This window comes from Pseudomonas sp. GW822-FHT06D10 (assembly GCF_058799535.1).
The window spans coordinates 1-22,429 of record NZ_JBXALN010000009.1; the positions used below are offsets into that span (position 1 = coordinate 1).

Annotated in this window: 21 protein-coding genes; 7 read left to right on the forward strand and 14 right to left on the reverse strand. The window is 62.1% G+C overall.

Going from position 1 to position 22,429, the window contains the following annotated elements:
• Positions 1 to 213: 213 nt before the first annotated feature.
• Positions 214 to 1,383 carry a catalase family protein gene (locus AC1RL5_RS26010; protein ID WP_072450674.1) on the reverse strand — a complete coding sequence of 390 codons (1,170 nt, stop codon included), beginning with the start codon at positions 1,381 to 1,383 and terminating at the stop codon, positions 214 to 216.
• Positions 1,380 to 3,188 (reverse strand): di-heme-cytochrome C peroxidase, encoded by a 1,809-nt coding sequence (locus AC1RL5_RS26015; protein WP_185021739.1) that lies wholly within the window; start codon positions 3,186 to 3,188, stop codon positions 1,380 to 1,382. Before AC1RL5_RS26015 ends, AC1RL5_RS26010 begins: the two co-directional genes overlap by 4 nt.
• 269 nt (positions 3,189 to 3,457) lie before the next feature.
• Here AC1RL5_RS26015 and bamJ point away from each other — a divergent pair, with 269 nt between their 5' ends.
• From bamJ to AC1RL5_RS26040, 5 genes are all read left to right on the forward strand, one after another.
• The gene (gene bamJ, locus AC1RL5_RS26020) at positions 3,458 to 4,171 is read left to right on the forward strand and encodes a BamJ family beta-barrel-assembly machinery protein (protein WP_011062667.1); all 714 of its coding nucleotides are present in this window, start codon (positions 3,458 to 3,460) and stop codon (positions 4,169 to 4,171) included.
• Positions 4,172 to 4,463: 292 nt separating this feature from the next.
• Positions 4,464 to 4,919, forward strand: a complete 456-nt coding sequence (locus AC1RL5_RS26025; protein WP_019093616.1) for a YkvA family protein — start codon at positions 4,464 to 4,466, stop codon at positions 4,917 to 4,919.
• 114 nt (positions 4,920 to 5,033) lie between these two features.
• On the forward strand, positions 5,034 to 5,375 hold the full coding sequence (locus AC1RL5_RS26030; RefSeq protein ID WP_026020021.1) for a helix-turn-helix domain-containing protein: 342 nt from the start codon (positions 5,034 to 5,036) through the stop codon (positions 5,373 to 5,375).
• A complete protein-coding gene (locus AC1RL5_RS26035; RefSeq protein ID WP_003179080.1) occupies positions 5,372 to 5,743 on the forward strand; it encodes a hypothetical protein in 372 nt (123 codons plus the stop codon). The genes AC1RL5_RS26030 and AC1RL5_RS26035 overlap by 4 nt, the downstream gene beginning before the upstream one ends.
• Entirely contained in the window at positions 5,744 to 6,160 is a 417-nt protein-coding gene (locus tag AC1RL5_RS26040; protein WP_011062665.1) for an SEL1-like repeat protein, read from the forward strand.
• Here the strand turns inward: AC1RL5_RS26040 and AC1RL5_RS26045 are convergent.
• On the reverse strand, positions 6,111 to 7,937 hold the full coding sequence (locus tag AC1RL5_RS26045) for a bifunctional diguanylate cyclase/phosphodiesterase (protein ID WP_123576897.1): 1,827 nt from the start codon (positions 7,935 to 7,937) through the stop codon (positions 6,111 to 6,113). The genes AC1RL5_RS26040 and AC1RL5_RS26045 overlap by 50 nt on opposite strands.
• Positions 7,938 to 8,071: 134 nt before the next feature.
• Positions 8,072 to 10,156: a carboxy terminal-processing peptidase gene (locus AC1RL5_RS26050; protein ID WP_174395633.1), complete on the reverse strand. Its 2,085-nt coding sequence runs from the start codon at positions 10,154 to 10,156 to the stop codon at positions 8,072 to 8,074.
• Between the two features lie 138 nt (positions 10,157 to 10,294).
• Between AC1RL5_RS26050 and AC1RL5_RS26055 the strand changes: the two genes are divergently transcribed.
• Positions 10,295 to 11,257, forward strand: a complete 963-nt coding sequence (locus tag AC1RL5_RS26055) for an NAD(P)H-quinone oxidoreductase (RefSeq protein WP_011062662.1) — start codon at positions 10,295 to 10,297, stop codon at positions 11,255 to 11,257.
• Between the two features lie 106 nt (positions 11,258 to 11,363).
• Here the strand turns inward: AC1RL5_RS26055 and AC1RL5_RS26060 are convergent, their stop codons facing one another.
• The 6 genes from AC1RL5_RS26060 to AC1RL5_RS26085 all read right to left on the reverse strand — a co-directional run bounded on the left by AC1RL5_RS26060 (position 11,364) and on the right by AC1RL5_RS26085 (position 16,671).
• On the reverse strand, positions 11,364 to 12,017 hold the full coding sequence (locus tag AC1RL5_RS26060) for an HAD family hydrolase (protein WP_103406948.1): 654 nt from the start codon (positions 12,015 to 12,017) through the stop codon (positions 11,364 to 11,366).
• Positions 12,018 to 12,057: 40 nt separating this feature from the next.
• Positions 12,058 to 13,047: an ABC transporter ATP-binding protein gene (locus tag AC1RL5_RS26065; RefSeq protein WP_103406949.1), complete on the reverse strand. Its 990-nt coding sequence runs from the start codon at positions 13,045 to 13,047 to the stop codon at positions 12,058 to 12,060.
• A complete protein-coding gene (locus AC1RL5_RS26070) occupies positions 13,044 to 13,844 on the reverse strand; it encodes an ABC transporter permease (RefSeq protein ID WP_072450671.1) in 801 nt (266 codons plus the stop codon). Before AC1RL5_RS26070 ends, AC1RL5_RS26065 begins: the two co-directional genes overlap by 4 nt.
• Positions 13,831 to 14,676, reverse strand: coding sequence for an ABC transporter permease (locus tag AC1RL5_RS26075; RefSeq protein ID WP_011062658.1), 846 nt, complete (start codon positions 14,674 to 14,676; stop codon positions 13,831 to 13,833). Before AC1RL5_RS26075 ends, AC1RL5_RS26070 begins: the two co-directional genes overlap by 14 nt.
• Entirely contained in the window at positions 14,673 to 15,479 is an 807-nt protein-coding gene (locus AC1RL5_RS26080; protein WP_011062657.1) for an alkaline phosphatase family protein, read from the reverse strand. The genes AC1RL5_RS26075 and AC1RL5_RS26080 overlap by 4 nt, the downstream gene beginning before the upstream one ends.
• A gap of 124 nt (positions 15,480 to 15,603) precedes the next feature.
• On the reverse strand, positions 15,604 to 16,671 hold the full coding sequence (locus tag AC1RL5_RS26085; RefSeq protein WP_015636612.1) for an ABC transporter substrate-binding protein: 1,068 nt from the start codon (positions 16,669 to 16,671) through the stop codon (positions 15,604 to 15,606).
• A gap of 362 nt (positions 16,672 to 17,033) precedes the next feature.
• Here AC1RL5_RS26085 and AC1RL5_RS26090 point away from each other — a divergent pair, with 362 nt between their 5' ends.
• On the forward strand, positions 17,034 to 17,747 hold the full coding sequence (locus tag AC1RL5_RS26090; RefSeq protein WP_011062655.1) for a UTRA domain-containing protein: 714 nt from the start codon (positions 17,034 to 17,036) through the stop codon (positions 17,745 to 17,747).
• A gap of 39 nt (positions 17,748 to 17,786) precedes the next feature.
• Here the strand turns inward: AC1RL5_RS26090 and AC1RL5_RS26095 are convergent, their stop codons facing one another.
• The 4 genes from AC1RL5_RS26095 to AC1RL5_RS26110 form a co-directional block, all read right to left on the reverse strand.
• Positions 17,787 to 19,943 carry a mechanosensitive ion channel family protein gene (locus AC1RL5_RS26095; protein WP_041119455.1) on the reverse strand — a complete coding sequence of 719 codons (2,157 nt, stop codon included), beginning with the start codon at positions 19,941 to 19,943 and terminating at the stop codon, positions 17,787 to 17,789.
• A gap of 78 nt (positions 19,944 to 20,021) precedes the next feature.
• Positions 20,022 to 20,198: a hypothetical protein gene (locus AC1RL5_RS26100; protein ID WP_011062653.1), complete on the reverse strand. Its 177-nt coding sequence runs from the start codon at positions 20,196 to 20,198 to the stop codon at positions 20,022 to 20,024.
• Between the two features lie 111 nt (positions 20,199 to 20,309).
• Complete coding sequence (locus AC1RL5_RS26105; protein ID WP_041119454.1) at positions 20,310 to 21,599, reverse strand: M18 family aminopeptidase; 1,290 nt, start codon at positions 21,597 to 21,599, stop codon at positions 20,310 to 20,312.
• A gap of 120 nt (positions 21,600 to 21,719) precedes the next feature.
• Positions 21,720 to 22,355 (reverse strand): RluA family pseudouridine synthase, encoded by a 636-nt coding sequence (locus tag AC1RL5_RS26110; RefSeq protein WP_041119453.1) that lies wholly within the window; start codon positions 22,353 to 22,355, stop codon positions 21,720 to 21,722.
• Positions 22,356 to 22,429: the final 74 nt, after the last annotated feature.

Genomic DNA, 22,429 nt, shown 5'->3' on the forward strand with positions numbered 1-22,429 from the left:
CGGTAGTTCAGTCGGTTAGAATACCGGCCTGTCACGCCGGGGGTCGCGGGTTCGAGTCCCGTCCGCTGCGCCATATTCGGCAACCTGGAACACTGAACGCCAGGTCGCCACACAAAGCCCGCTCAATGCGGGCTTTTTGCTGTCTGGGATTTGTATCGGTTCGAATCCTGCGCATGAAAAAAGCGGCCCGAGGGCCGCTTTTTGCGTTTTTGCCTACTGCTCGGCGTTACGGCTGTGCCGGTAGTCGCTGACGGCTTCATACACAGCCTTGCGCAGACGGTTGATGCCGCCGATGGGGCGATGGGCTTCCAGGCCGAACCAGGGGTTGAAGGACTGGTTGTCGCAAGCCAGGTTTTGCGCCGGGGTATCGAAGTCCTGGGCGGGAAGGGTTACCCGCGCCACCGTTTCAAAGGGGGCGTCACTTTCTTTCCACTCAATGCTGGTGTCTTCGATCGGCATGAAACGGTTCGGGTCCTGGCGCTGGACCTGCAGTACGAAACAGGCCGCAACCCGATCGGTGGAGAGCTGCTGGGTCAGGGCGCTGCGCAGGAAGTTGGGCAGATCCTGGTTCTGTGCTGGCAGGCTGTAGGCCGGGCAACTCTCGGGGTCCGGCATGACCCGGAATTTGGCGTTGGCATTGCCGAACTTGTAGGGCGAGACCGAGTAGTAGATGGTCTGGGTCGGGCTGGCCGGGGCCGGTGACAGGGTCGCCAGGGCGATGAACAGATGCCGTACCTGCCAGGTGCGCGGATCCCACCCGGGGAAGAATGCGCCGACTTTCTTGCCGTCCGCCTGGGCGGCGATGTTCTGCTGATATTCGGCTACGTCGCTGACGAAGAAATTCGGATGATTGAACATCACGAAGTCCTGTTCACGGCGTTGTGATTCCGACGCCATCAATTGTTGCCCGGGAACATCCAGTAGCTTGATCGCCATGCCGCGGGCGTCGCGAATACTGTCGAACTGCGGGTAGGCGTTGCCGTTGGACAGGCGTACGACGGCCTGCCAGGTCTGGCCAGGGGTGGCAAATACTCCCTGGCGCAGTGGCGGGCTCAAGTCGTTGAGGACCTGGACCTGCGCCTTCACGCAACCGTGAGCCTTGGCATGGGCATCGCGCAGGTAGCGGGTGCCTTCGCGGTGCTGGTCAACGATGCGCACCGCGGTCTGGATGATGTCCTGGGTGCGGGCTGCCTCATCGGCAGGAACCTGCTCCTGCACCGCTACCGGGCCTCGGTGGTGCCAGGCGAACCAGGCACTGGACAGTGCCCAGCCCAGCAGGCTGATGACCAGTAGCAATAACAGGGCCCTGCCCAGCAAGGCGCCGAGGCGCAGCCACAGTCGGGCCAGCAGGGACGGTCGTTTTCTGGCGAGATCGAGTTTCATGGCAATTGCGACTCCAATGGTCCGCCCAGCACTTTCAGGTATTCCAGCAAGGCCCAGCGTTCTTCTGGCTGCAGCAGTGGGCCGATAACGCCATTGCCGCGCTGGCCGGCGCGGAATTCGTGGCCGCTGTTGTGGTTGCCGCTGATGCGGGTATCGAATTCAAAACCGTTCTTGAAGGCTTCCGGGCGATAGCCCAGGTGCTTGGGATCGTACTCGAAGGTGCCGCGGTAGAAGGTTGTCGAGCGCTCTGATTGCGGAGACAGCAGTTGATAGAGGTTGGGTACCGAGCCGTTGTGCAGGTACGGCGGTGTGGCCCAGACCCCGGCCAGCGGGCGGGCCTTGTAGGCGCGCAACTCGCGTACGCCGATCGGCAGCCCGTAGCCGTCCAGCCGCGGGCGCTCCTCGGGGGTGACCTTGGCGTCGCTATAGGCGCGCTCTTCGACAAAGGCCGTGATGTAGGCCAGGCCCTTGGCAGCCGAGAGTTGACGCAGGTCCAGCGGTTCGCTGGGTGTCGGGTGCAGCTCGACATTGGACCTGGCCAGTTCGGCGGTATCCCACTGCAAGGAGCTCAGGTCATAACGCAGGTCGGCGATATTGCTCGCCGAATTCGGGTCGGTGCCAATCACCGCTACCGGAAGCATTTTCAACTGCTGCACGGGGCGGCCGTTGTTGTCGCTGACCGAGGGTACATGACAGCCGGCACAGTTGCTGGCGAACAGCTCGCGGCCCTTGGCGGCCAGCGGCTTGTCGATCGTGCCCAGCAAGGCTTCCGGCCAGGCCGGTGGCTTGAGGCGCTGCAAGGTTTCCTCGATCAGGTTGAGATCGCGGACACGTACGCTGGAAGGGTAGCGGGCCTCGCCGGTGAGGGGTTGGCCGTTGGCGTCGAACAGGTTCAGGGTGGCGCCAACCCCCAGGGCTTCGCCGATATTGCGCGCCATGGGTTGCTGCGCCGAGCCGTTCCACTGGACCCAGTCGAAGGTCCAGATATCCCAGAGTTGCGGGTAGTCCACCGGGGCATTGGCGATCCGATAGTTCTCAGGGGAAATGGCGTCGCCGAAGCTGGCATTGGCGATGCGGCCAAAGGCGTCGGTACGGCCCGGACCCTCTTCGGTTGGATAGAGGCCGCGATGGGTATCGTTCCAGGCCACCCGCAGGAAGTTATCCAGCGAGACCTTGAAGTCCTTGCGCAGCTGTTCGTGCCTGGCTTCGTAGTCGGCGCCCAGCACCTTGCGGGCGAAGCGCTCGAATTTCCAGGGGTTGTAGTAGGTGCTGGTCAGGCTGGCCACGAGGGCCTGGCCGAAGCTGCCACCACGCAGGGTCGGTACACTGGACGGTAGTACGTGCTGCGCCGAGCCGCCATCAATGCGCAGGGCTTGATGGTTGAACCGCAGCTCGCCGGTGTGGCAGGCAGCACAGGTGATGTCCAGGTATTGTTCCGCGCTGTCCGGATTCTGATGGCGGGCGAAGCCCACGGGCAGGTTGCCGGGATTCTGCGCTGTGGCTTTCTGCCCCGGCTCCACCAGGAAGCCGAAGCGGGCCAGGTACTCGGGAGCGGCAAAGGGCTGCTCGGAGAACGGCAGTTCCAGAGCGCTGAACCATTCATAGCGCAGGCCTTTGACCTGGGTGCCCTGGGGAGTGAAATAGTAGGTCTGGCGATCCTTGGCATCCCATTGGTCCAGGTAGTGCACCTGTTCAACGGGTACATAGTCGGGGAGTTTCGGATTGGCCACGTAGTACAGGACCACAGCCAGGACAATGCCGATCAGCACGGCAATCAACAGCAACACACGATAGATGAGGCGCAAGATGTACTTCCTTGTCGAATTTCGTTTCCTTATGCCTGAGCTCATCTGACGCGGCAAGTAGCCATTACTTGAGCTATGGTTATTCGCGCCCGTTCAAGCGCCTCGGTAAGCGGCCTGGGCAGGGTGTACCCCAGAGCATGAAAACGCGTTTAAAGACGTGAACTTATCGGCCATTTACTACTCTTACGCCGGTAGCCATTGGTCGTGGTCGCCTGATAAGCTCGCGGCTTTATTCGATTGCCCTTTAGGCGCATGAACAAGGAAATAGCATGAAACAGCATCGGTTGGCGGCGGCGGTGGCCCTGGTTAGCCTGGTACTTGCGGGTTGTGATTCGCAGACCAGCGTAGAGCTGAAAACCCCGGCGCAAAAAGCTTCCTACGGTATCGGCCTGAACATGGGCAAGAGTCTGGCTCAGGAAGGCATGGATGACCTGGATTCCAAAGCGGTCGCCCAGGGCATCGAAGATGCCGTCGGCAAGAAAGAACAGAAGCTGAAGGATGAAGAGTTGGTCGAAGCCTTCGCCGCGCTGCAAAAGCGTGCCGAAGAGCGCATGGCCAAGATGAGCGAAGAGTCGGCGGCTGCCGGCAAGAAATTCCTCGAAGAGAACGGCAAGAAAACCGGTGTGACCACCACCGCTTCCGGTCTGCAGTACGAAGTATTGAAAAAGGCTGACGGTCCTCAGCCCAAGCCGACTGATGTCGTGACTGTTCACTACACCGGCACCCTGACCAACGGCACTGTGTTCGACAGCTCGGTAGAGCGTGGCAGCCCGATCGATCTGCCGGTCAGCGGCGTGATCCCGGGTTGGGTCGAAGGCTTGCAACTGATGCACGTGGGCGAGAAGTACAAGCTGTACATCCCGAGCGACCTGGCCTACGGCGCCCAGAGTCCGAGCCCGGCGATTCCAGCCAACTCGGTGCTGGTCTTCGAACTGGAGCTGCTGGGTATCAAGGATCCAGCCAAGCAGGACGCCGCCAAGTAACCTGCGTTAGCGCCTGAAGCAACGCCCCGTTCTTACGGGGCGTTGTCGTTTCTGCAGGTTGCTGCTGGCAAATTATCCGAACCGACGGCAGTGTGGGTGGTCTGAACAGGGTATGAGCGATAGCTAGTCGCTGGAGCCTGCCAAGTCAATGAAATTATGGGTTTTTTTATGTGAGTAAAAAACGCCCGATCTGAGCTCAGCCCTTATGAAACGGGGCTTTCAGCCGTGAAAAATAGCTCTGTTCACAAGGTTATCCACAATTTGTGTGGATAACATTTCAGTGGGAGTGATGATGAAAGCACCCTGGAATTTTGCTCGTTTCCTGCCTTTGGCGGGGCGCTTGCTGAGCCGCGGTCGTTTGCCCACGCTGCTGTTCGCCGTGGCGAGCAAAGGCGCCAGCCAGGGCGGACGCCTGGGCAAGGTCAAGCAGGACCTGCGCTTGTTGCAGGCACTGTGCCTGGCCTACTGGCGTGGCGAGTACCGGGCCATCAGCCCCAAGGCGCTGCTGTCGGTGGTGGCAGGCTTGATGTATTTCCTCAGCCCGGTGGATGCCATTCCCGACTTTATTCCTGTGTTCGGCATGCTTGACGATATCGCCGTTCTGGCTTGGCTGATGAAAACCCTGGATGACGAACTCAACGCCTTCCGAGCCTGGCGCAATCGGCAAATGCCGGAAAAGCTCGCGGTTGTCGAGCGCTTGCCGGACACTGCGGAGCAATTGCTGCTGGAAGGACCGCAGAAAAACTAAGGGTATTCACCGCCTCCCACAACAATCATGCTCCCCGCGACCATTGCCGCTGTTAGGATTACACTTCAAGGGAAAAGTCCGACTCGCTAAGTGTCGTTGTCCTACGGGGTAGTAATGGATATTCAGATTATTGAACGCGATGGCGAGCCCGAATATGCGGTTCTGCCGTGGGCTCAGTATCAAGCTTTATTGTCAGCCGCAGGTCTTACCGAACAACCACCGCACGCTGTCGCAACTTCTCAGGCAGCGCCACCAGCCCAGAATCTTCCGGGCCTGGATCAATTGCGCAGTCTGCGCGAAGGGAAGGGCATCGCCATCGAGGCGCTGGCCCGCAAAGTTGGTATCAGTCCGTCTTACCTGGCCCTGATTGAAAGTGGCGAGCGTCAACCCGACGCTGCGATTCGCCGCAGCCTGGCCTGGGAGTTGACGGTGCCGGGGTGGAGGGAGCAATCGTGAGTGTAAGGATCAGTCGTCAGCACTGGGATGGGCTGTTGGGTGAGCTGGATCAGGCCCGTCGTCAGCGGCATCTTTTAACCTATCGAGCCTTGTTGGAGCGCTTGCAACTGCCCAGCCCGGCCATGCAGACCCTGACAGCCGCGCTGGAGCATCTGGCAGCGCTGGATGCACGGGCCGAACAGCCTTTGCGCAGTTCCCTGGTGATCAGCCAGGGGGCCAGCCGCTTGCCGCGTACCGGCTTCTTCGAGTGCGTGGAGCGTCTGGGGCGTTTTTCCGGCCCTTCCGACGGTGTTGCCGCGGCTTCATGGCATGCCTCGGAAGTGGTGCGGGTCTTCGAGTACGAGTATCCCGAATCAGCGGAGGCTTGAATGTTCCTGGCACTCAAGGCGCGACTCGGCTATTGGCTGGCGCGCCGTTTGTTTCATTGGCCGTGGTTTGTCCGCCAACCCCGTGTCTGGCGTTGGATGGAAGGTCAGTTCGCGCGCATGGCCAATCTGGGCAATGTCGGTGCGCTGAGCTTTTATGGGCACATCCTGACTTTTCGTGGGCAGGGGCTTGGCGCCCGTCAAGAAGGTCAACGCCTGCTGCGTCTGGCTGCACTGGCGGGGGATGGCAAGGCAGCCTATCAGTTGGGCGTGATCAGCCTGGCCGGCTCGCCCAGCAAGGCTCCCGACGCTGTCGAAGCGGCGCGCTGGTGGACGCTTTCGGCCCAGGCCGGGCATCCTCTTGCGGCGCTCAAACTGACGCAGCTCGATCAGCCGACTGATCCCGCAGCGGCTCACTGAGGTTTTGCGCTCCCAGGCTGGCTGCCGCTTCCAGGCTGTCGATCACATGGATGCTGTAGCCCTGGATATTCTTGGCGTGATGCTTGGCCTGGGAGGCCAGCTCCGCCAGTTGGTTGGAGTCCAGTTGGCCACAGGCCTGTGGATACAGGTGCACTACGCCGATGGACAGTGACAGCAAGGGAAATTCCTGACGGATCCCTTGCCGATTGGGGGCGACAAAACAGCCGGCTTCCAGGTGTTCGCTGCGATAGAAGCGCCGGCACTGGCTGTGGAAGTCATCCAGCAACTGGTTGAGCCGTCGGCGCCAGTCCTCCGGCCCCAGCACCAGCAGAAAGTCATCCCCACCGATATGTCCGACGAAGTCGCGGCTCGGGTCAACCCGGTCGTTCAGGCACTGGGCCAGGCACAGCAGCACCTCATCGCCGCGGCCATAGCCATAGATATCGTTGAAGGGTTTGAAACTGTCGATGTCGACGTAGCAGATCACCGATTCCCGTGCTTGCTGCAGCAGGCGGCTCAGGCACTGCTGGATCGGCACATTGCCGGGCAGCAGAGTCAGCGGGTTGGCGTAGCGGGCTTGCTGGATCTTCAGCTCCGTAATCAGCTTGAGCACATCGATGACCCGCCCCAGCCCCAGATAATGGCCATTCAAGGTGATGATGAAATCTTCCTCGATGCGTTGGCGGGCGCGGCTGGTGATCAGGCGGCTGACCTGCTGCAGGGACTGGCTGAGTTCGACCGCGAGAAAGTCATCGTTCATCAGGCGGCTGATGGGCTTGCGGGCGAACAGGTCGGTGGCAAAGGGCTTGAGCAGGGCGTCGGAGAGCGAGTGCCGATGGACGATGCCGCAAGGCTGCCCCTGTTCGTCCAGTACCGCCAGGGAGTTGAGGTTGGCTTGCCGGCGAAAGGCTTCCAGGACGTTGGCGGTGGGCGTATTGCGCGCAACGGCCGGTTGCTCGTTGAGCAGCGCACTGAGGTCGCTGCCATCATCGTTGAGGGCCACGCTGGTTTGATCATGCTTGGGCATCATTGCCCGAGCGTCCCTCGGCGGCTGTTCCTGGGGGCGACACAACAGGTAGCCCTGGACCAGGTCGACGCCCATCTCGGTCAGCACTGCCAGTTCTTCGGTCAGTTCGATCCCTTCGGCGATCACCTGGGCGCGGGAGGCTTTTGCGATTTGCAGAATCGAGCCGACGAACTCGCGCTTGAGGGCATCCTGGTGAATGCCGTCGATAAAGTGCCGGTCGATTTTCACGTAGTCCGGGCGCAGTTCCGACCACAGGCGCAGGCTCGAATAACCGGCGCCCAGGTCGTCCAGGGCGATGGAGAAACCCATGTCGCGGTAATGGTGCAGGGCGTTCTGCAGCAACTGGAGATCGTCGATCGGGGTCTGTTCGGTAAGCTCGATCACCACCTGGCTGGGGGGTATGCCGAAGTCCTCAAGCAGCTGCAAGGTACGCCCTGGTTGGTGGGCGGCCTCCAGCAGGGATTCCGGTGAAACGTTGAGGAACAGCTTGCCGGGCAGTTGTTGTTCGCTGAAGCGTTTGCAGGCGCTTTGCCGACAGGCAATCTCCAGCTCGCTCAGGCGCCCGGCCTGGCGCGCGACGGCGAACAGCGCGACAGGGGAGTGCAGAGGGCTGTTTGAGGGGCCGCGACTCAGGGCCTCATAACCCAGGATGCGCCGCTCGGACAGGGAAATGATCGGTTGGAACAGGCTGTGCAAACCGCTTTGAGCCAGGATTGAACTCAATGCACTGAGCTGTTCGGTCGTGGTCATGGCGATCTCTGTCGATAAAAAAAGGACCGGGCGCGGCTCTGGCTAGAGAGCGGCGCCCGGTCCTTTATTTCACGACAGAATGATGACTGTTTAATGACGATCCGAGGCGTGATCGAATTAAATTGCCATCATCCTCAGTGCTTGGCCACCGAGGTGTTGAGCTTCAGATAGTCCAGCAGGATGCGCCCGGTTTCACTCAGGTAGGCGTCGTCTTCCGGCTTGGTCTTGTCCGGCTCGGCAGCGGCCAGCGCGTCCTCGTCTTCTTTCTTCAACTCTTTGAGTGGCTCCTCGCCCTTGGCCTTGCGACGGGCGTTTTCCAGGGCCAGTTGCTTGGCTTCGATGTCGGCATGCTGTGCCCGGCGATCGGCTTCGTTGAGGCTGACGGTTTTTTCCGCCATCAGCTTCTGTGCCAGGGCCAGCTTGTCGCGGATGAACACGAACTCCGGATCTTTCGCCGAACGGCTTTCGTGTTCGGCCTTGAGCTGAGCCAGGAACGGTTTGAACGGGTCTACCGCAGGCTTGATGGCCGGGCGGATGGTGTCCCATGGCATGGCTTCAGGCAGGGCGCTTTCGCCGATTTCCTTGGTGTCGATGATCGACGGATAGCCGATATCCGGCAGCACGCCCTGGTGCTGGGTGCTCTGCCCGGAAACCCGGTAGAACTTGGCCAGGGTCAGCTTCAGCTCGCCGTGGTTCAGCGGCTGGATGGTCTGCACGGTGCCTTTGCCGAAAGTCTGGCCGCCGATGATCAAGGCGCGGTGGTAGTCCTGCATGGCGCCGGCGAAGATCTCCGAAGCCGAAGCCGAGAGACGGTTGACCAGCAGTGCCATCGGGCCTTTGTAGAAGGCGCCGGGGTTTTCATCTTCCAGTACATCCACCCGGCCGTCGGCGTTGCGCACCAGCACGGTAGGACCCTTGTCGATGAACAGGCTGGTCAGCTCGGTGGCTTCCTGGAGGGAACCGCCGCCGTTGTTGCGCAGGTCGATGACCACACCGTCGACCTTGTCTTTCTGCAACTCGGTCAGCAGTTTCTTCACGTCGCGGGTAGTGCTCTTGTAATCCGGATCACCAGCGCGGAAGGCCTTGAAGTCCAGGTAGAAGGCCGGGATCTCGATCACCCCGAGCTTGTAGTCCTTGCCGTCCTGCTTGAGGTTGAGGATCGACTTCTTCACCGCCTGGTCTTCGAGCTTCACCGCTTCGCGGGTGATCGGCACGATCTTGCTGGTCTGGTCGTTTGGCGCATTGCTGGCCGGGATTACCTCCAGGCGTACCAGGGTGCCTTTCGGACCACGGATCAGCTTGACTACTTCGTCCAGGCGCCAGCCCACCACGTCGACCATTTCCTTGTCGCCCTGGGCCACACCGATGATCTTGTCCGCAGGGGCTACCTGCTTGGTCTTGTCGGCAGGACCTGCCGGCACCAGGCGCACGACCTTGACCTGATCATTGTCGCTCTGCAACACGGCGCCGATGCCTTCCAGCGACAGGCTCATGTTGATGTCGAAGTTTTCCGCGTTATCCGGCGACAGATAGTTGGTGTGCGGGTCGTAGGACATGGCGAAGGTGTTGATGTAGGCCTGGAAGATATCTTCGGCACGGGTCTGGTCCAGGCGCGCCAGCTGGTTCTTGTAGCGCTTGGTCAGGGTTTCCTGGATCTGCTTGGGATCCTTGCCGGCGATCTTCATCCGCAGCACTTCGTCCTTGACGCGCTTGCGCCACAGGTCGTCGAGTTCGGCGGTGGTCTTGAGCCAAGGAGCATCCTTGCGATCGATCAGCAAGGTTTCCTTGGTGGTGAAGTCGATCTTGTCGACGCCCTTGTTAAGCTCGGCCAGGGCGAAGTCCAGGCGGGATTTGACCCGGTCCAGATAGCGCTTGTAGATGGTGAACCCGGCGTTCAGGTCGCCGCTCTTGAGGAAGTCGTCAAACTGGGTTTTCCATTTGTCGAACTCCGCGATGTCGCTGGCCATGAAGTAGCTGCGCGACGGATCCAGCAGCTTCAGGTAGCTGTCGTAGATGATCACCGAGCGCGCATCATCCAGCGGCGGTTTGCTGTAGTGATGACGTTTGAGCAGTTCAACGACATTGAGGCTGGCAATTACCTCATCGCGATCGGGCTGAAGATTGTCCCAGCTATTGGCTGCGAACGTATTGGTCGACATCGGCAGCAGGCCGAAACCAATGAAAAGAGCGAGGGCGGTGCTGGGGAACAAATGCTTCATGCTGATTCGACGCGGGGGCAATTGATAACGCATATTAGGCCGTCTTTGAAGTCGCCGGTTCCATAAGGACCGGTCGCATAATGCAAAAAGCCCGGTGCTACCGCTCCGGGCTCAGTCCAGACTCACTATGGAGGCACTGTGAAAGCATTGCAAGGCGTTGAAGGTCATGTGGAGTGGGTGGAAGAGCCAAGTCCGGCCTGTGATGTGGGGCAAGTTCGCATTCGGGTGGCGGCTGCTGGCCTCAATCGGGCCGACCTGTTGCAGCGTGCGGGGCTCTATCCCCCACCTCCCGGAGCCAGCAAGGCCCTTGGCCTGGAATGCTCCGGGGTAGTCAGTGAAGTGGGCCCGGGTTCGTCCTGGCAAGTGGGTGATCGGGTCTGTGCCCTGCTGGCGGGCGGAGGCATGGCTGAAGAGGTGGTGGTCGATGCCCGCCATGTACTGCCAGTACCCGAAGGGTTGTCCCTGGCCGAGGCTGCGGCGCTGCCCGAGGTCTACAGCACAGCCTGGCTGAATCTGTTCCAGCTGGCAGCGCTCAAGCCGGGCGAGAAGGTCCTGCTGCACGCTGGCGCCAGTGGCGTCGGCTCAGCGGCTATCCAGCTGTGCAAGGCGTTCGGCAACCCGTGCTGGGTGAGCGTTGGTTCAGCCGATCGCCTGGCCTACTGCGAGAGCCTCGGTGCCCAGGGCGGTGTGGTGCGTACCGATGGCATTGAGGCGCTGCGGGACTTTGGGCCTTTTGATGTGATTCTCGACCCGGTGGGCGCCAATTATGTGGCCAACAACCTCAAGCTGCTGGCCCTGGATGGACGTTGGGTGCTGATCGGCTTGATGGGCGGGCGCGAAGCGCAGCTGGACCTGGCCCAGGTGCTGGCCAAGCGGATCCAGTTTCTGGGGTCGACCCTGCGCAGCCGGAATGACCAGTTCAAGGCCGACCTGTTGAGCGACCTTGGGCAGAATGTCTGGCCGTTGTTCAGCGAAGGGCGCCTGAGCCCGCAATTGGCCAGGACCTTTGCGATCCAGGATGCAGAAGCCGCTTTTGCGGAGCTGGCGACCAATCAGGTCTCGGGCAAGCTGGTGCTGGTGATCGACCCCAGCCTGACCTGAGCCCTGCAGGAGCCGGCTTGCCGGCGAAGGGGGCGTCAGGCCTGGCGGTCTGTTCGCTGGCAAGCCAGCTCCTACACAAGCCAGCTCCGGGGATCTCTGGGGCGGGTCACTTCCAGTGGTGGATCGGCCAGCCGGCTTTCTGCGCATGTTCACGCAGCACCGGATCCGGGTTCACCACCTGCGGGTGGTCCACGCGCAGCAGCAACGGCAGGTCATTGCGCGAGTCGGAGTAGAAGGTCGCGCCTTCCAGGTTTTCTTCCTCGGCATCCAGCCATTGCAGCAGGCGGGTGATCTTGCCCTCGCGGTAGGTCAGGGTGCCAACGGTGCGGCCGCTGTAGACCCCATGCTGCACCTCCAGCTCGATTCCCAGGACTTCGTCGATACCCAGGCGCGCGGCAATCGGCTTCACCAGGTGAGTGCCCGAGGCCGAGATCACCAGGATCCGGTCGCCGGCCTGGCGGTGGGCGGCAATGGCCTTGCAGGCGTCGCTGAAGATGATCGGCTCGATCACCTCTTCGACCCAGGGGTCGACCAGGTGCGCGACCTCTTCCGGGGTGCGTCCGCTCATGGGTTCCAGGCTGAAGTCCATGAACTCCTCCATGGCCAGCTTGCCATGGCTGTAGGCGTCCATCAGCTCATGGTTGCGACGCATGAACGACTCGCTGTCGACCCAGCCCAGGCGGCCCATCTGTTCGCTCCAGAGGGTGGCGCAGTCGCCGTGAATCAGGGTTTCGTCCAGATCAAAAATTGCCAAGGCCATCAGTGCCGCTCTCTCTTCAGGATCAATTGCGTGAATGCCATCAGGCTACCTCACACAGGGCTGTCGGATCGATGCTCAATGCCAGACGCTGGCCGTCGGCGTGCAGATCATCGGCTGAGCGGTTGAGTACATCCACCACCAGCTCCACGCCTCGGGCCTCGACCCGATAGCGGATCACGTTGCCCAGCAGGCTGTGGCTGCGTACCAGCGCATCCAATGGGCCTTCTTTGCGCAGTTCGATGGCTTCCGGCCGGATGGCGATGCGGCCGCTGACCGGCCGTTGCAGCAGCTTGCTGGCGCTGTCGGCATCCAGCAGGTTGTAGTTGCCGATAAAGCCCGCGGCGAAGGCGTCCACCGGGGCGGTGTAGAGGGTTTCGGCATCGCCGCTCTGGACGATCCTGCCCTGGTTCATCAGGAAGATCCGGTCGGACATGGTCAGGGCTTCTTCCTGGTCGTGGGTGACGAAGATCGTCGTCAGGCCCAGTTCCCGCTGGATGTTGCGGATCTGTTCGCGCAAGTGCTTGCGGATCCGTGCATCCAGGGCCGACAGCGGTTCGTCCAGCAACAGCAGGCGCGGGCGGGTCACCAGAGAGCGGGCCAGGGCCACGCGCTGGCACTGGCCACCGGACAGCTGGTGCGGGTAGCGGCTGGCGAAGTCGTTGAGCTCCACCAGTTGCAAGGCTTCCTGGACCCGCTTGCGGCTGTCTTCGGCGCCGACCTTCTGCATGCGCAGGCCAAAGGCGACGTTCTGCTCCACGGTCATGTTGGGAAACAGCGCGTAGCTCTGGAACACCATGCCGATCCCGCGTTTCTGCGGGCTCAGGGGCACGATGTCCTGGCCGTCGAGGAGGATCTTGCCGCCGTCCACCGGGGTCAGTCCGGCGATGCAGCGCAGCAGGGTCGACTTGCCGCAGCCGGAAGGGCCGAGCAGGGTGACGAACTCGCCCTTGCGGATTTCGCAATTGATGTCGCTGAATACCGTGGTGCCCGCATAGTCTTTTTGCAGGTGTTGGACGCTGACGAAGCTCATTGGCTTTTGTCCTTGTTCAAGATGTTGGCGGCCCAGGTCAGAAGCAGCACGAAGAAGAAGTAGGAAATCACCAGGGCGCTGGTGAAGTGGCCGCTGCTGTTGCGCATGTTGTTCAGGTAGACCTGCAGGGTTTCATAGCGGGTGCCCACCAGGATGTTGGCGAACACGAACTCGCCGAACAGGAACGAGAAGGACAGCAGCAGCGCCACCATCAGGCCCTTGCGCAGGTTCGGCAGGACCACCAGGAAGGCCGCCTGCCAGGTACTGGCGCCCAGCAGTTGGGCCGCGTCCATCAGGTCGCGCAGGTTGATCGCCTGCAAGTTGTTGGTGATGGCCCGGTACATGAACGGCAATGCCACGGTGAAGTAGCAGCCGATGAGGATCCAGGGCGTGCCGACCATGGCGAAGGGCCCCGAACCATAGAGTTGCAGCAGGCCCACCGAGGACACCACCGGCGGCACCGCGAAGGGCAGCAGGATCAGGATGTTCATCAGCGCATCGAGCTTGGGGAAGTGGTAGTGCACCACGAACAGCAGCGGCAGGATCAGCACCACTGAAAGCACCAGCGCACCCACGCAGACCAGCAATGACTGGCCGAAGGCATTGAGAAACCGTGGGTCGCTCCACAGCTGCAGGTACCACTTGAAGGTGAAGCCGCTGGGCAGGATGGTCGCCGACCAGCTGCTGGCAATCGAGTAGACGAAGGTCCCCAGCAGCGGCAGCAGAAGGACGGCAAACAGCAGGTAGACCATCACTCGGTGGTAGAGCGCGGCGGAGCCGGGTTCAGCGCGAGACATGGTAGCTCCTCTTCAACAGCAGTTGATGGACGATGGTCACCAGGGTCATCAGCGCCACCAGCACCACGGCCAGGGCGCTGGCCATGTTCGGATCCAGGGAGATGTCCCCGGAGACCATGGCGGCGATGCGGATCGGCAGGACGTTGAAGTTGCCGGTGGTCAGGGCGTAGACCGTGGCGTAGGCGCCCAGGGCGTTGGCCAGCAGGATGACGAAGGTGCCCAGCAGCGCCGGGGTCAGCACCGGCAGGCCGATATGCCGCCAGAACTGCCAGCCGTTGGCTCCCAGCAAGGCGGCGGACTCACGCCAGTCCTCGCGCAGGGCGTCGAAGGCCGGGTAGAGCAGCAGCACGCCAAGGGGGATCTGGAAGTAGGTGTAGAGAATGATCAACCCGGTCTTGGAGTACAGGTTGAAGTCCTGAATGATCCCCGACTGCTTGAGCATGATGGTGATGGTGCCGTTGAAGCCCAGCAGGATGATGAAGGCGAAAGCCAGGGGCACCCCGGCGAAGTTGCTGGTCATGTTGGCGAAGGCATTGACGAAGTTGCGCAGGCGCGAATCCACCCGGCGCAGCGAGTAGCTGCCCAGCACCGCGATGATGATGCCGAACACGCTGGACCAGAAACTGATCTCCAGGCTGTACTGGATGGCCTGCAGGTAGAACTTCGAGCTGAAGATCCTGGTGAAGTTGGCCAGGCCCCAGCCGAACTCTTCCGATTGCAGGCTGTTGATCAGTACCCACACCAGGGGGGCAATCTGGAACACGATGAAGAACAGGGCGAAGGGCACCAGGCACAGGGCCGCCAGCCATTTGCCACGGGTGACTGAATTCACTTCAACAGCTCCCGGCAGAAAGGTTTGTCATGGGGCGCGCCCAGCAATTGGCAGACGGTGCCGCACAGTTCGGTCTGTTTCGGCGCGGCAGCGGGGTCGAGGCTGAAAGCGTCGCCGAGAACGAACAGCGGGACCTCTCGCTCCTCGGCCAGCAGGCCATTGTGCGAGCGGTCGTTGTTCATGCCGTGGTCGGCCGTCACCAGCACCTGGTAGCCGGCGTCGAGCCAGCCTTGCAGGTAGTCGGCGAGAATGATGTCCGCCGAGCGCGCGCTGTTGCGGTACTGCGAACTGTCCAGGCCATGCTTGTGTCCGGCGTCGTCGATGTTCATCGGATGCACCAGCAGCAGGTTGGGCTGATGGCGCAGGCGCAGGTCCTCGGCGTCGGCGAACAGATGGGAATCGGGGTAATGATCGCTCCAGTAGAAGTGGCCGTACTGGATCGGCAGTTCAGGGTTTGCGGTGTGCCGGTCTTGCGGGGCGTTGAAGGGCGAACGGTTGTACAGCTCGCTGACCCAGTGATAGGCCGCGGCGGCAGTGCTCAGGCCGGCCTCGCGGGCGTAGTGGAACAGGCTGCGCTGGTTGGACAGGCGCGAGACCTGGTTGTGCACGATACCGCTGTCGATCGGCCGCACGCCGGTGAGTATGCATTCGTACAGCGGGCGGGAGAGGGCAGGTAGTTCGCATTGCAGTTTGTACAGGGCGGCGCGGCCAGCACCGACGTAGGCTTGCAGGTGCCCCATGGCGTGTCGGGCAACTTCGTGGTTGAGGCCGTCGAGCACCACAAGGATGACGTTGTGCTTCATGAGGTGGAGGACTCCGGGATCGGGTGTGCAGGCGCCAGCTTGTCGGCGAGTGGCCTGTGTGCGCTTGTCTGTGCAGTGCCTTTGAGCCATTCGCCGGCAAGCCGGCTCCTACAGGGATGCAGCCTTACTGCATGTTGATGATCACTTCTTCCTGCCACTTCTGCGGCAGGCCCTTGGAGGTTTTCTCCCAGGCATCGGCGTCCTTGATCGGCGTTACGTGCTTGTACTGCTCGTTGGGCAGCAGGTTGGCCTGGACGTCCGCCGGCAGGGTCAGGTGCTCGGCACGGATCGGCCGCGCATTGCCGCGGGCCAGGTTGGTCTGGCCGGCGTCGCTGAAAATGTACTCGCGGGTCAGCTTGGCGGCGTTGGGATGCTTGGCGTACTTGTTGATGATGGTGGTGTAGCCGGAGATCACCGAGCCGTCCGACGGGATCAGCACGATGTAGTCGTCCTTGTTGACCATCTTGTTGCGGTAGCTCAGGCCGTTGAAGTCCCAGACCACGCCCACTTCCACTTCACCCTTTTCCATGGTGGCGATGGTCGGGTTGGCCAGGGACAGGCGCCCCTGCTTGGCAATTTCGGCGAACATCAGCAGCGCCGGCTGGATGTTCTTCTCGTCACCGCCCTTGGCGATGGCGGCGGCCAGTACGCCGTTGGCGGCCTGGGCGGCGGTGCTCACGTCACCGATGGAAACCTTGTACTTGCCCTTTTCCAGGTCGGCCCAGCTCTTCGGCGCTTCGGAGCCGTGCAGCAGCTTCTTGTTGATGATGAAGGCGATGGTGCCGGTGTAGGCCAGCGCCCAGTTGCCGTCCTTGTCCTTGGCCCAATCCGGGACCTGGGCCCAGGTGCTCGGCTTGTAAGGCTGGGCCACGCCCTGCTTGACCGCGATCGGGCCGAAGGCTGCGCCAACGTCGCCGATATCGGCGCTGGCATTGTCTTTCTCGGCGGCGAACTTGGCGATCTCCTGGGCCGAGCTCATGTCGGTATCGATGTGCTTGAGGCCGTAGGTCTTGGCCAGGTCTTCCCAGGTGCCTTTCCAGTTGGCCCAGTCATCGGGCATGCCGACGCTGTTGACCGCGCCTTCTGCTTTCGCAGCGGCTTCCAGGGTTTTCAAATCGTTATCAGCAGCCATGGCGGCGGTGCACAGGGCAATGGTCGAGCCTAACAGTGATGCCAGGAAAAGCTGTTTCATCCGAAGCTCCTTTGGGCGTGTTCAACGCTGCGTTTTATCGACAGTCTTGCGGTGGGTTGGTCTAGGTCAGCAATACCTGAGCCAATTTAGGTGGGTTGGATGACACTTTGATGTCGGTACCCATGATCGGCGCGAGGATTAGGGCGCAGGTCCAGGGCTGCGAAATAAGCGTAGACCATGGCCAAACATGCGCAGAGCAAGGATCTGGCGGGTAATTTGCAAGTCGGTGGCAGGCCCGTTGAGCGCCTTTGTCATCTGTCAGTCATATGCATTGCCTAGGCTTTGGGCACGGATGCAGAGCACTGCCCCGGCCATTGCGCTGCCCTGAAACAGTGCTGGTCTAGTCCAGATAGGTAACGTTGATGCGTATTGATGCAACCAAAGCGGTGACAGCCATCGGCCAGGTCCTGCAGGAGCAGATCGCCCACGGGCTGTTGGCGCCCGGTAGCAAGCTGCCGGCCGAACGCAAGCTCAGCGAGCTGTTCGCCACCACCCGCATCACTGTGCGTGAGGCCCTGCTGCAACTGGAGGCCCAGGGCCAGATCTACCGTGAAGAGCGTCGTGGCTGGTTTGTCTCGCCGCCGCGCCTGGCCTACAACCTGATGCAGCGCAGCCACTTCCACGCCATGGTCAGTGCCCAGGGGCGGGTGCCCTCCACCGAGGTGATTTCCGCGCGCCTGCAACCGGCATCGGCGGCGGTCTGCGCCTGGCTGCAATTGCCGGCACTGTCCAGCGTGATCCAGATCTGCCGCGCACGACGCATCGATGAGCGGCTGGTGCTGTATGTCGAGCACTACCTGAACCCCAAGTATTTTCCGAAGATTCTCGATCTGGACCTGAACCAGTCGATCACCGAACTCTATGCCCGGCATTACGACCTGCACTACGGACGGGTGCGCTTTGAAATCGTGCCCACCTCACTGCAGCCGGAAGCGGCGGCGGCCTTGAAGGTCTCGGTGGGCAGCCCGGGGCTGCGGATTGCCCGGGTGAACTATGACCAGCACGAGCGGCTGATCGATTGCGACCTGGAGTTCTGGCGCCATGACGCGATTCATGTCGGTGTTGACGTTCTTTAGGCGCCAGTGTCGTTAGCCGGCAAGCCGGCTCCTACAGGATTACTCCTTTTCCGCGCCGCCGCCTGCGGTGATCACCTGGATGCTCATGCGCGGCGTAGCCAGGTCCAGCCCGGCTTCGTCGAGGTGACGCTTGAGGGACAGGTTGAACGCCCGGGACACTTCCCACTGCTTGATCGGTGCGGTCTTGAAGCGGGCCCGGAGGATGGCGCTGCCGGACTCGAAACTCTCCACCCCCTGGATTTCCAGCGGCGACCAGATATTGCGGCGCTGCAGGGGGTCGGTGCGCATCTTCTGGCCGACATCGCGCATCAGCTTGATTGCGTCGTCGATTTCCATGTTGTACGGGATCGCCACGCGGAAGATCGCGTAGCCGAACTCCCGGGAGTAGTTCTTGATGCTCTTGATTTCGCTGAACGGGATGGTGTGCACGATGCCGTCGATGTCCCGCAGGCGCACGGTACGGATAGTCAGGCCCTCGACGGTACCCAGGTGGCCGCCGACATCGACGTAGTCGTCGATGGCCAGGGAGTCCTCGATGATGATGAACAGGCCGGTGATCAAGTCCGCCACCAGGGACTGGGCGCCGAAACCGATGGCCAGGCCGATGACACCGGCACCGGCCAGCAGCGGCGTGACGTTCATGCCCATGTTCGCCAGGGCAACGATGGTGGCAATGATGAAGATCGCCACGAACAGCACGTTGCGGATCAGCGGCATCATGGTTTGCGCGCGCGCGTTGGCCAGGCCCTTGCGCGAACGGGTCAGGGCGTGATGCACCGCGGTGTCGCTGAGAATCCAGATCAGCCAGGCAAAGATCAGGGTGCCGCCGAGGCTGAACAGCTTGACGCTGACTTCATGGCCATCGCCTTCGGTGAAGCGGATCAGCGACATGCCCCAGACCCGCAGGCCGAGCTCGATGAATGCCAGCCAGACCGCCAGGTGAGCCAGGGTGTAGAAGAAGCTTTTCAGCCGCTCGGAGTACAGCGCATGGCGTTTGTGCCCGCGCTGGGGCTTGAGGGCATGGCGGCGTACCAGGCCGTTGATCACCATGCACAGCACCAGCAGTACCGTGCACAGCAACGACTGGCGCAGGGCGGTGCTGGTGTCGCCGGCGGAAACGAAGGTGGCGAACAGCGAGATACCTACCAGCACCAGGGCCGGCAGGTACCAGAAGGTGCCAATGATCTCGATGGTGTCGCTCAGGGCCCGGCGGGTCAGGCGCCGTGACAGCGGCTGGTTGCGGATCAGGTGGGCGATGGGGCGGCGGAAACGCAGGATGAACACGCCGGTGGACAGCGCTGCCATGACATTGGCGAAGGTCGCCGCGGTATGGGCCAGGTGCTGGCCCAGGCTGGCCACCATGCGTGGGTCGCTCAGGGCCTCGCCAAAGGCGGCGAAGCTGCCGATCCACCACAGCGGGCGGAAGGCCTGGCGCCGCAGGATGTACAGGGCGCGATGGCGGTGCGGGCCGTCGAGTACGGAGAACGCCACCACGCAGATCGCCGAGAAACAGGTGCCGACCACCAGGGCGTAGGCCAGGACCATGGCCAGGTCCTTGCCCAGGGAGGAGGGCAGGGAGTAGGTCATGTAGACCGTGATCAACAGGGCGATCAGCCAGGGGCCGAGCTTGCGCAGGGCAAAGCGCAGCAGGTCCCAGGTCTTGGGGTGCTGGGGCAGGTCTTCGGTCAGGCCGAAGCGCAGGCGCACCCGGTGGCTGAGCCAGATCAGCGCTGCTGCCAGCAGGCTCCAGACCATGAGGATCAGGGCAAAGGCAAAGATGATCGGCAGCCACTGGCTGGCTGGCAGCATCAGTGCCGAGAGTTCTTCCTTGGCCAGGTCGAACTCGTCGGACCAGCGGGTAACCGGGCTGTCGGCCCCGGAGAATTGCTTTTCCAGGTTCGACAGGGTGCCGCCGATCAGGCCCAGTACGCCTTCTTCTGGCGTGGGCTGGGCTTTTTTCGTGGCATCCCGCAGTTTCTTCAGGTCCGCCAGCAGCTTGGCCCGTTGCTGGTCGTTCTCCAGGGACTTGATCACCTCGTCCAGGGATTGCCCCAGGGGTTCCTCAGCCTGGGGCTGCGCCTTGGTCTGGTTGCCCAGCAAGCCAGGCAAGCCCACCGCCTGGGCGCTCCCCAGGGGCAGCAGGGTCAGCAGGCAGACGAGCACATAGCAGGGCAGGGCAAAAAGACGAGCGAACACTGGGCGGTCAACCTCGGGGAAAATGGATCGACCGAGTGTACGAGGCCGCCAAATTCAATGCGAGGGTGAGTGCTGCATTTATTCCGCGAGCTTGGCCAGGATCTTGTAGACCACGGTGCCGAGAATCAGCAGCATGCCGATCCACATGCTGAACACACCGAGGTTCTTGTCCCGGAAGTTGAAGCCGATGGCCAGCAGGATCATGCCCGTGAGAATGGGGATGAGCATGGAGTGGAACGAAGACATCGAGATCATGGCGACAGCCTTGTCAGGAGGAGTAACTGTAAGTCTAGGTCGCTTTGTCGCGGCCCGGGTTGATGTGCATCAGAAACAGGCGGGCGTGTGTCCACGCGCCCGCCCTCTGCCTCATGGCAGTTCGTGGCTAGCGTAGAAGGCGCTCAGCACTTTCACCAGATGAGCCAGGTCATGGCTGCCACAGAGCTCGCGGATCGAGTGCATGGCGAAGGTCGGCAGGCCGATGTCCACAGTGCGTACCCCCAGATGGCTGGCGGTGATCGGGCCGATGGTCGAGCCGCAACCCATGTCGCTGCGCACCACGAAGCTCTGTACCGGCACTTCTTCGGCCATGCACAGGTGGCGGAAGAAGCCGGCGGTTTCGCTGTTGGTGGCGTAGCGCTGGTTGCTGTTGACCTTGATCACCGGGCCGGCATTGAGCTTCGGCCCGTGGTTGGCGTCGTGCTTGTCGGCATAGTTGGGGTGCACGCCGTGGGCGTTGTCTGCGGAGATCAACAGCGACTTCTGAATGGTACGGACGAATTCGTCACCTTCGGGCAACAGGCGGCGCAGGGTCTGTTCGAGCATCGGGCCGTCGGCGCCGCAGGCCGAGCAGGAGCCGACTTCTTCGTGGTCGTTGCACACCAGTACGCAGGTTTCATCGCTGTCGGCCGTCAGCAGGGCCTGCAGCCCGGCGTAGCAGGACAGCAGGTTGTCCAGGCGTGCACCGGCTATGAAGTCACCGTGCAGGCCTATCACCGCGGCGCTCTGGGTGTCGTAGAAGCTCAGTTCGTAGTCCAGCACCACGTCGGCGTTCAAACCATGCTCGCGGGCCAGTTGGTCGGTCAGCACCGCGCGGAAATCCACCCGCTCGTCACCGGCGAACTGGGCCAGGATCGGTGGTAGTTCGTTCTGCGCGTTGATCGCCCAGCCCTGGTTGGCTTCACGGTTGAGGTGAATGGCCAGGTTGGGAATGATCGCGATCGGTGCCTTGAAGTCGATCAGCTGGCTTTCCACCTTGCCGTCGCGGCGGAAGGTCACGCGGCCGGCCAGGGACAGGTCGCGGTCGAACCACGGAGCCAGCAATGCGCCGCCGTAGACTTCGACGCCCAGTTGCCAGAAGCCCTGGCGTTGCAGTTCCGGCTGGGGCTTGACCCGCAGGCAGGGGCTGTCGGTGTGGGCGCCTACCAGGCGGATGCCGCCTTGCAGGGGCGAATGCCGGCCCAGTTTGAAGGCGACGATGGAGGAGTCGTTACGGGTGACGTAGTAGCGGCCGTTGGCTTCGGTAGTCCATGGCTCGCGCTCGTCGAGGCGCTGGTAACCCGCCGCTTCCAGGCGCTGAACGAGGCTGGCAGTGGCATGGAAAGGGGTAGGGGAGGCCTTGAGAAAGTCGATCAGGCCTTGGTTCAACTCTTCGCGCATAAGTAGCTCCAGACAGCAGTGGCGCGAGTTTAACGTATAGGAGTGCCTTGTAGGAGCCGGCTTGCGGGCAAGGGCCGCTGGGGCGGCCTTTGCCCGCAAGCCGGCTTGGGCGGCGTGCGCTCAGAACGGCGCGGGGCAGTCGAAGCGCAGGCGCTCGCCGGTCTGGGGGTGGGTGAAGCTGAGCATGCTGGCGTGCAGGCACAGGCGTGGCCAGGCCGCCAGCGCCTGGGGATGGGCGTACAGGCCATCGCCCAGCAGCGGGTGGCCGATGGACAGCATGTGTACCCGCAACTGATGGGAGCGGCCGGTGATGGGGGTCAATTCGACCCGGCACCAATCGCCGCAGCGTTCCAGGACGCGCCAGAAGGTCAGGGCATGCTTGCCGAATTCGTGGTCCACCACGTGCCGGGGCTTGGTGGGCGGGTCGTAGCGCAGGGGCAGGTCAATGCTGCCGCTGTCCAGTTCTGGCTGGCCCCAGCAGAGTGCGGTGTAGGCTTTTTCCGTTTCGCGGTCATGAAACTGTCGGGACAGTTCGCGATGAGTGTCTGCGTCCCGAGCCAGCAGAATGATCCCCGAGGTTTCCCAGTCCAGGCGGTGGACGATGCGGGCTTCCGGGTAGCCGTTTTCCTGCAGGCGGGTAATCAGGCAATCCTTGTTGTCGTCGGCGCGGCCGGGGACGGAGAGCAGCAGGGTGGGTTTGTTCACCACCAGGACGGCGGCGTCCTGATGCAGGATGTGGATATTCGACAACGGCATTGAAACAGCCTCGTAACAAACGCCAACGGCGGCTCGCCGACCTCGATGCAATGCATGAGGCCCGCGAGCCGCCG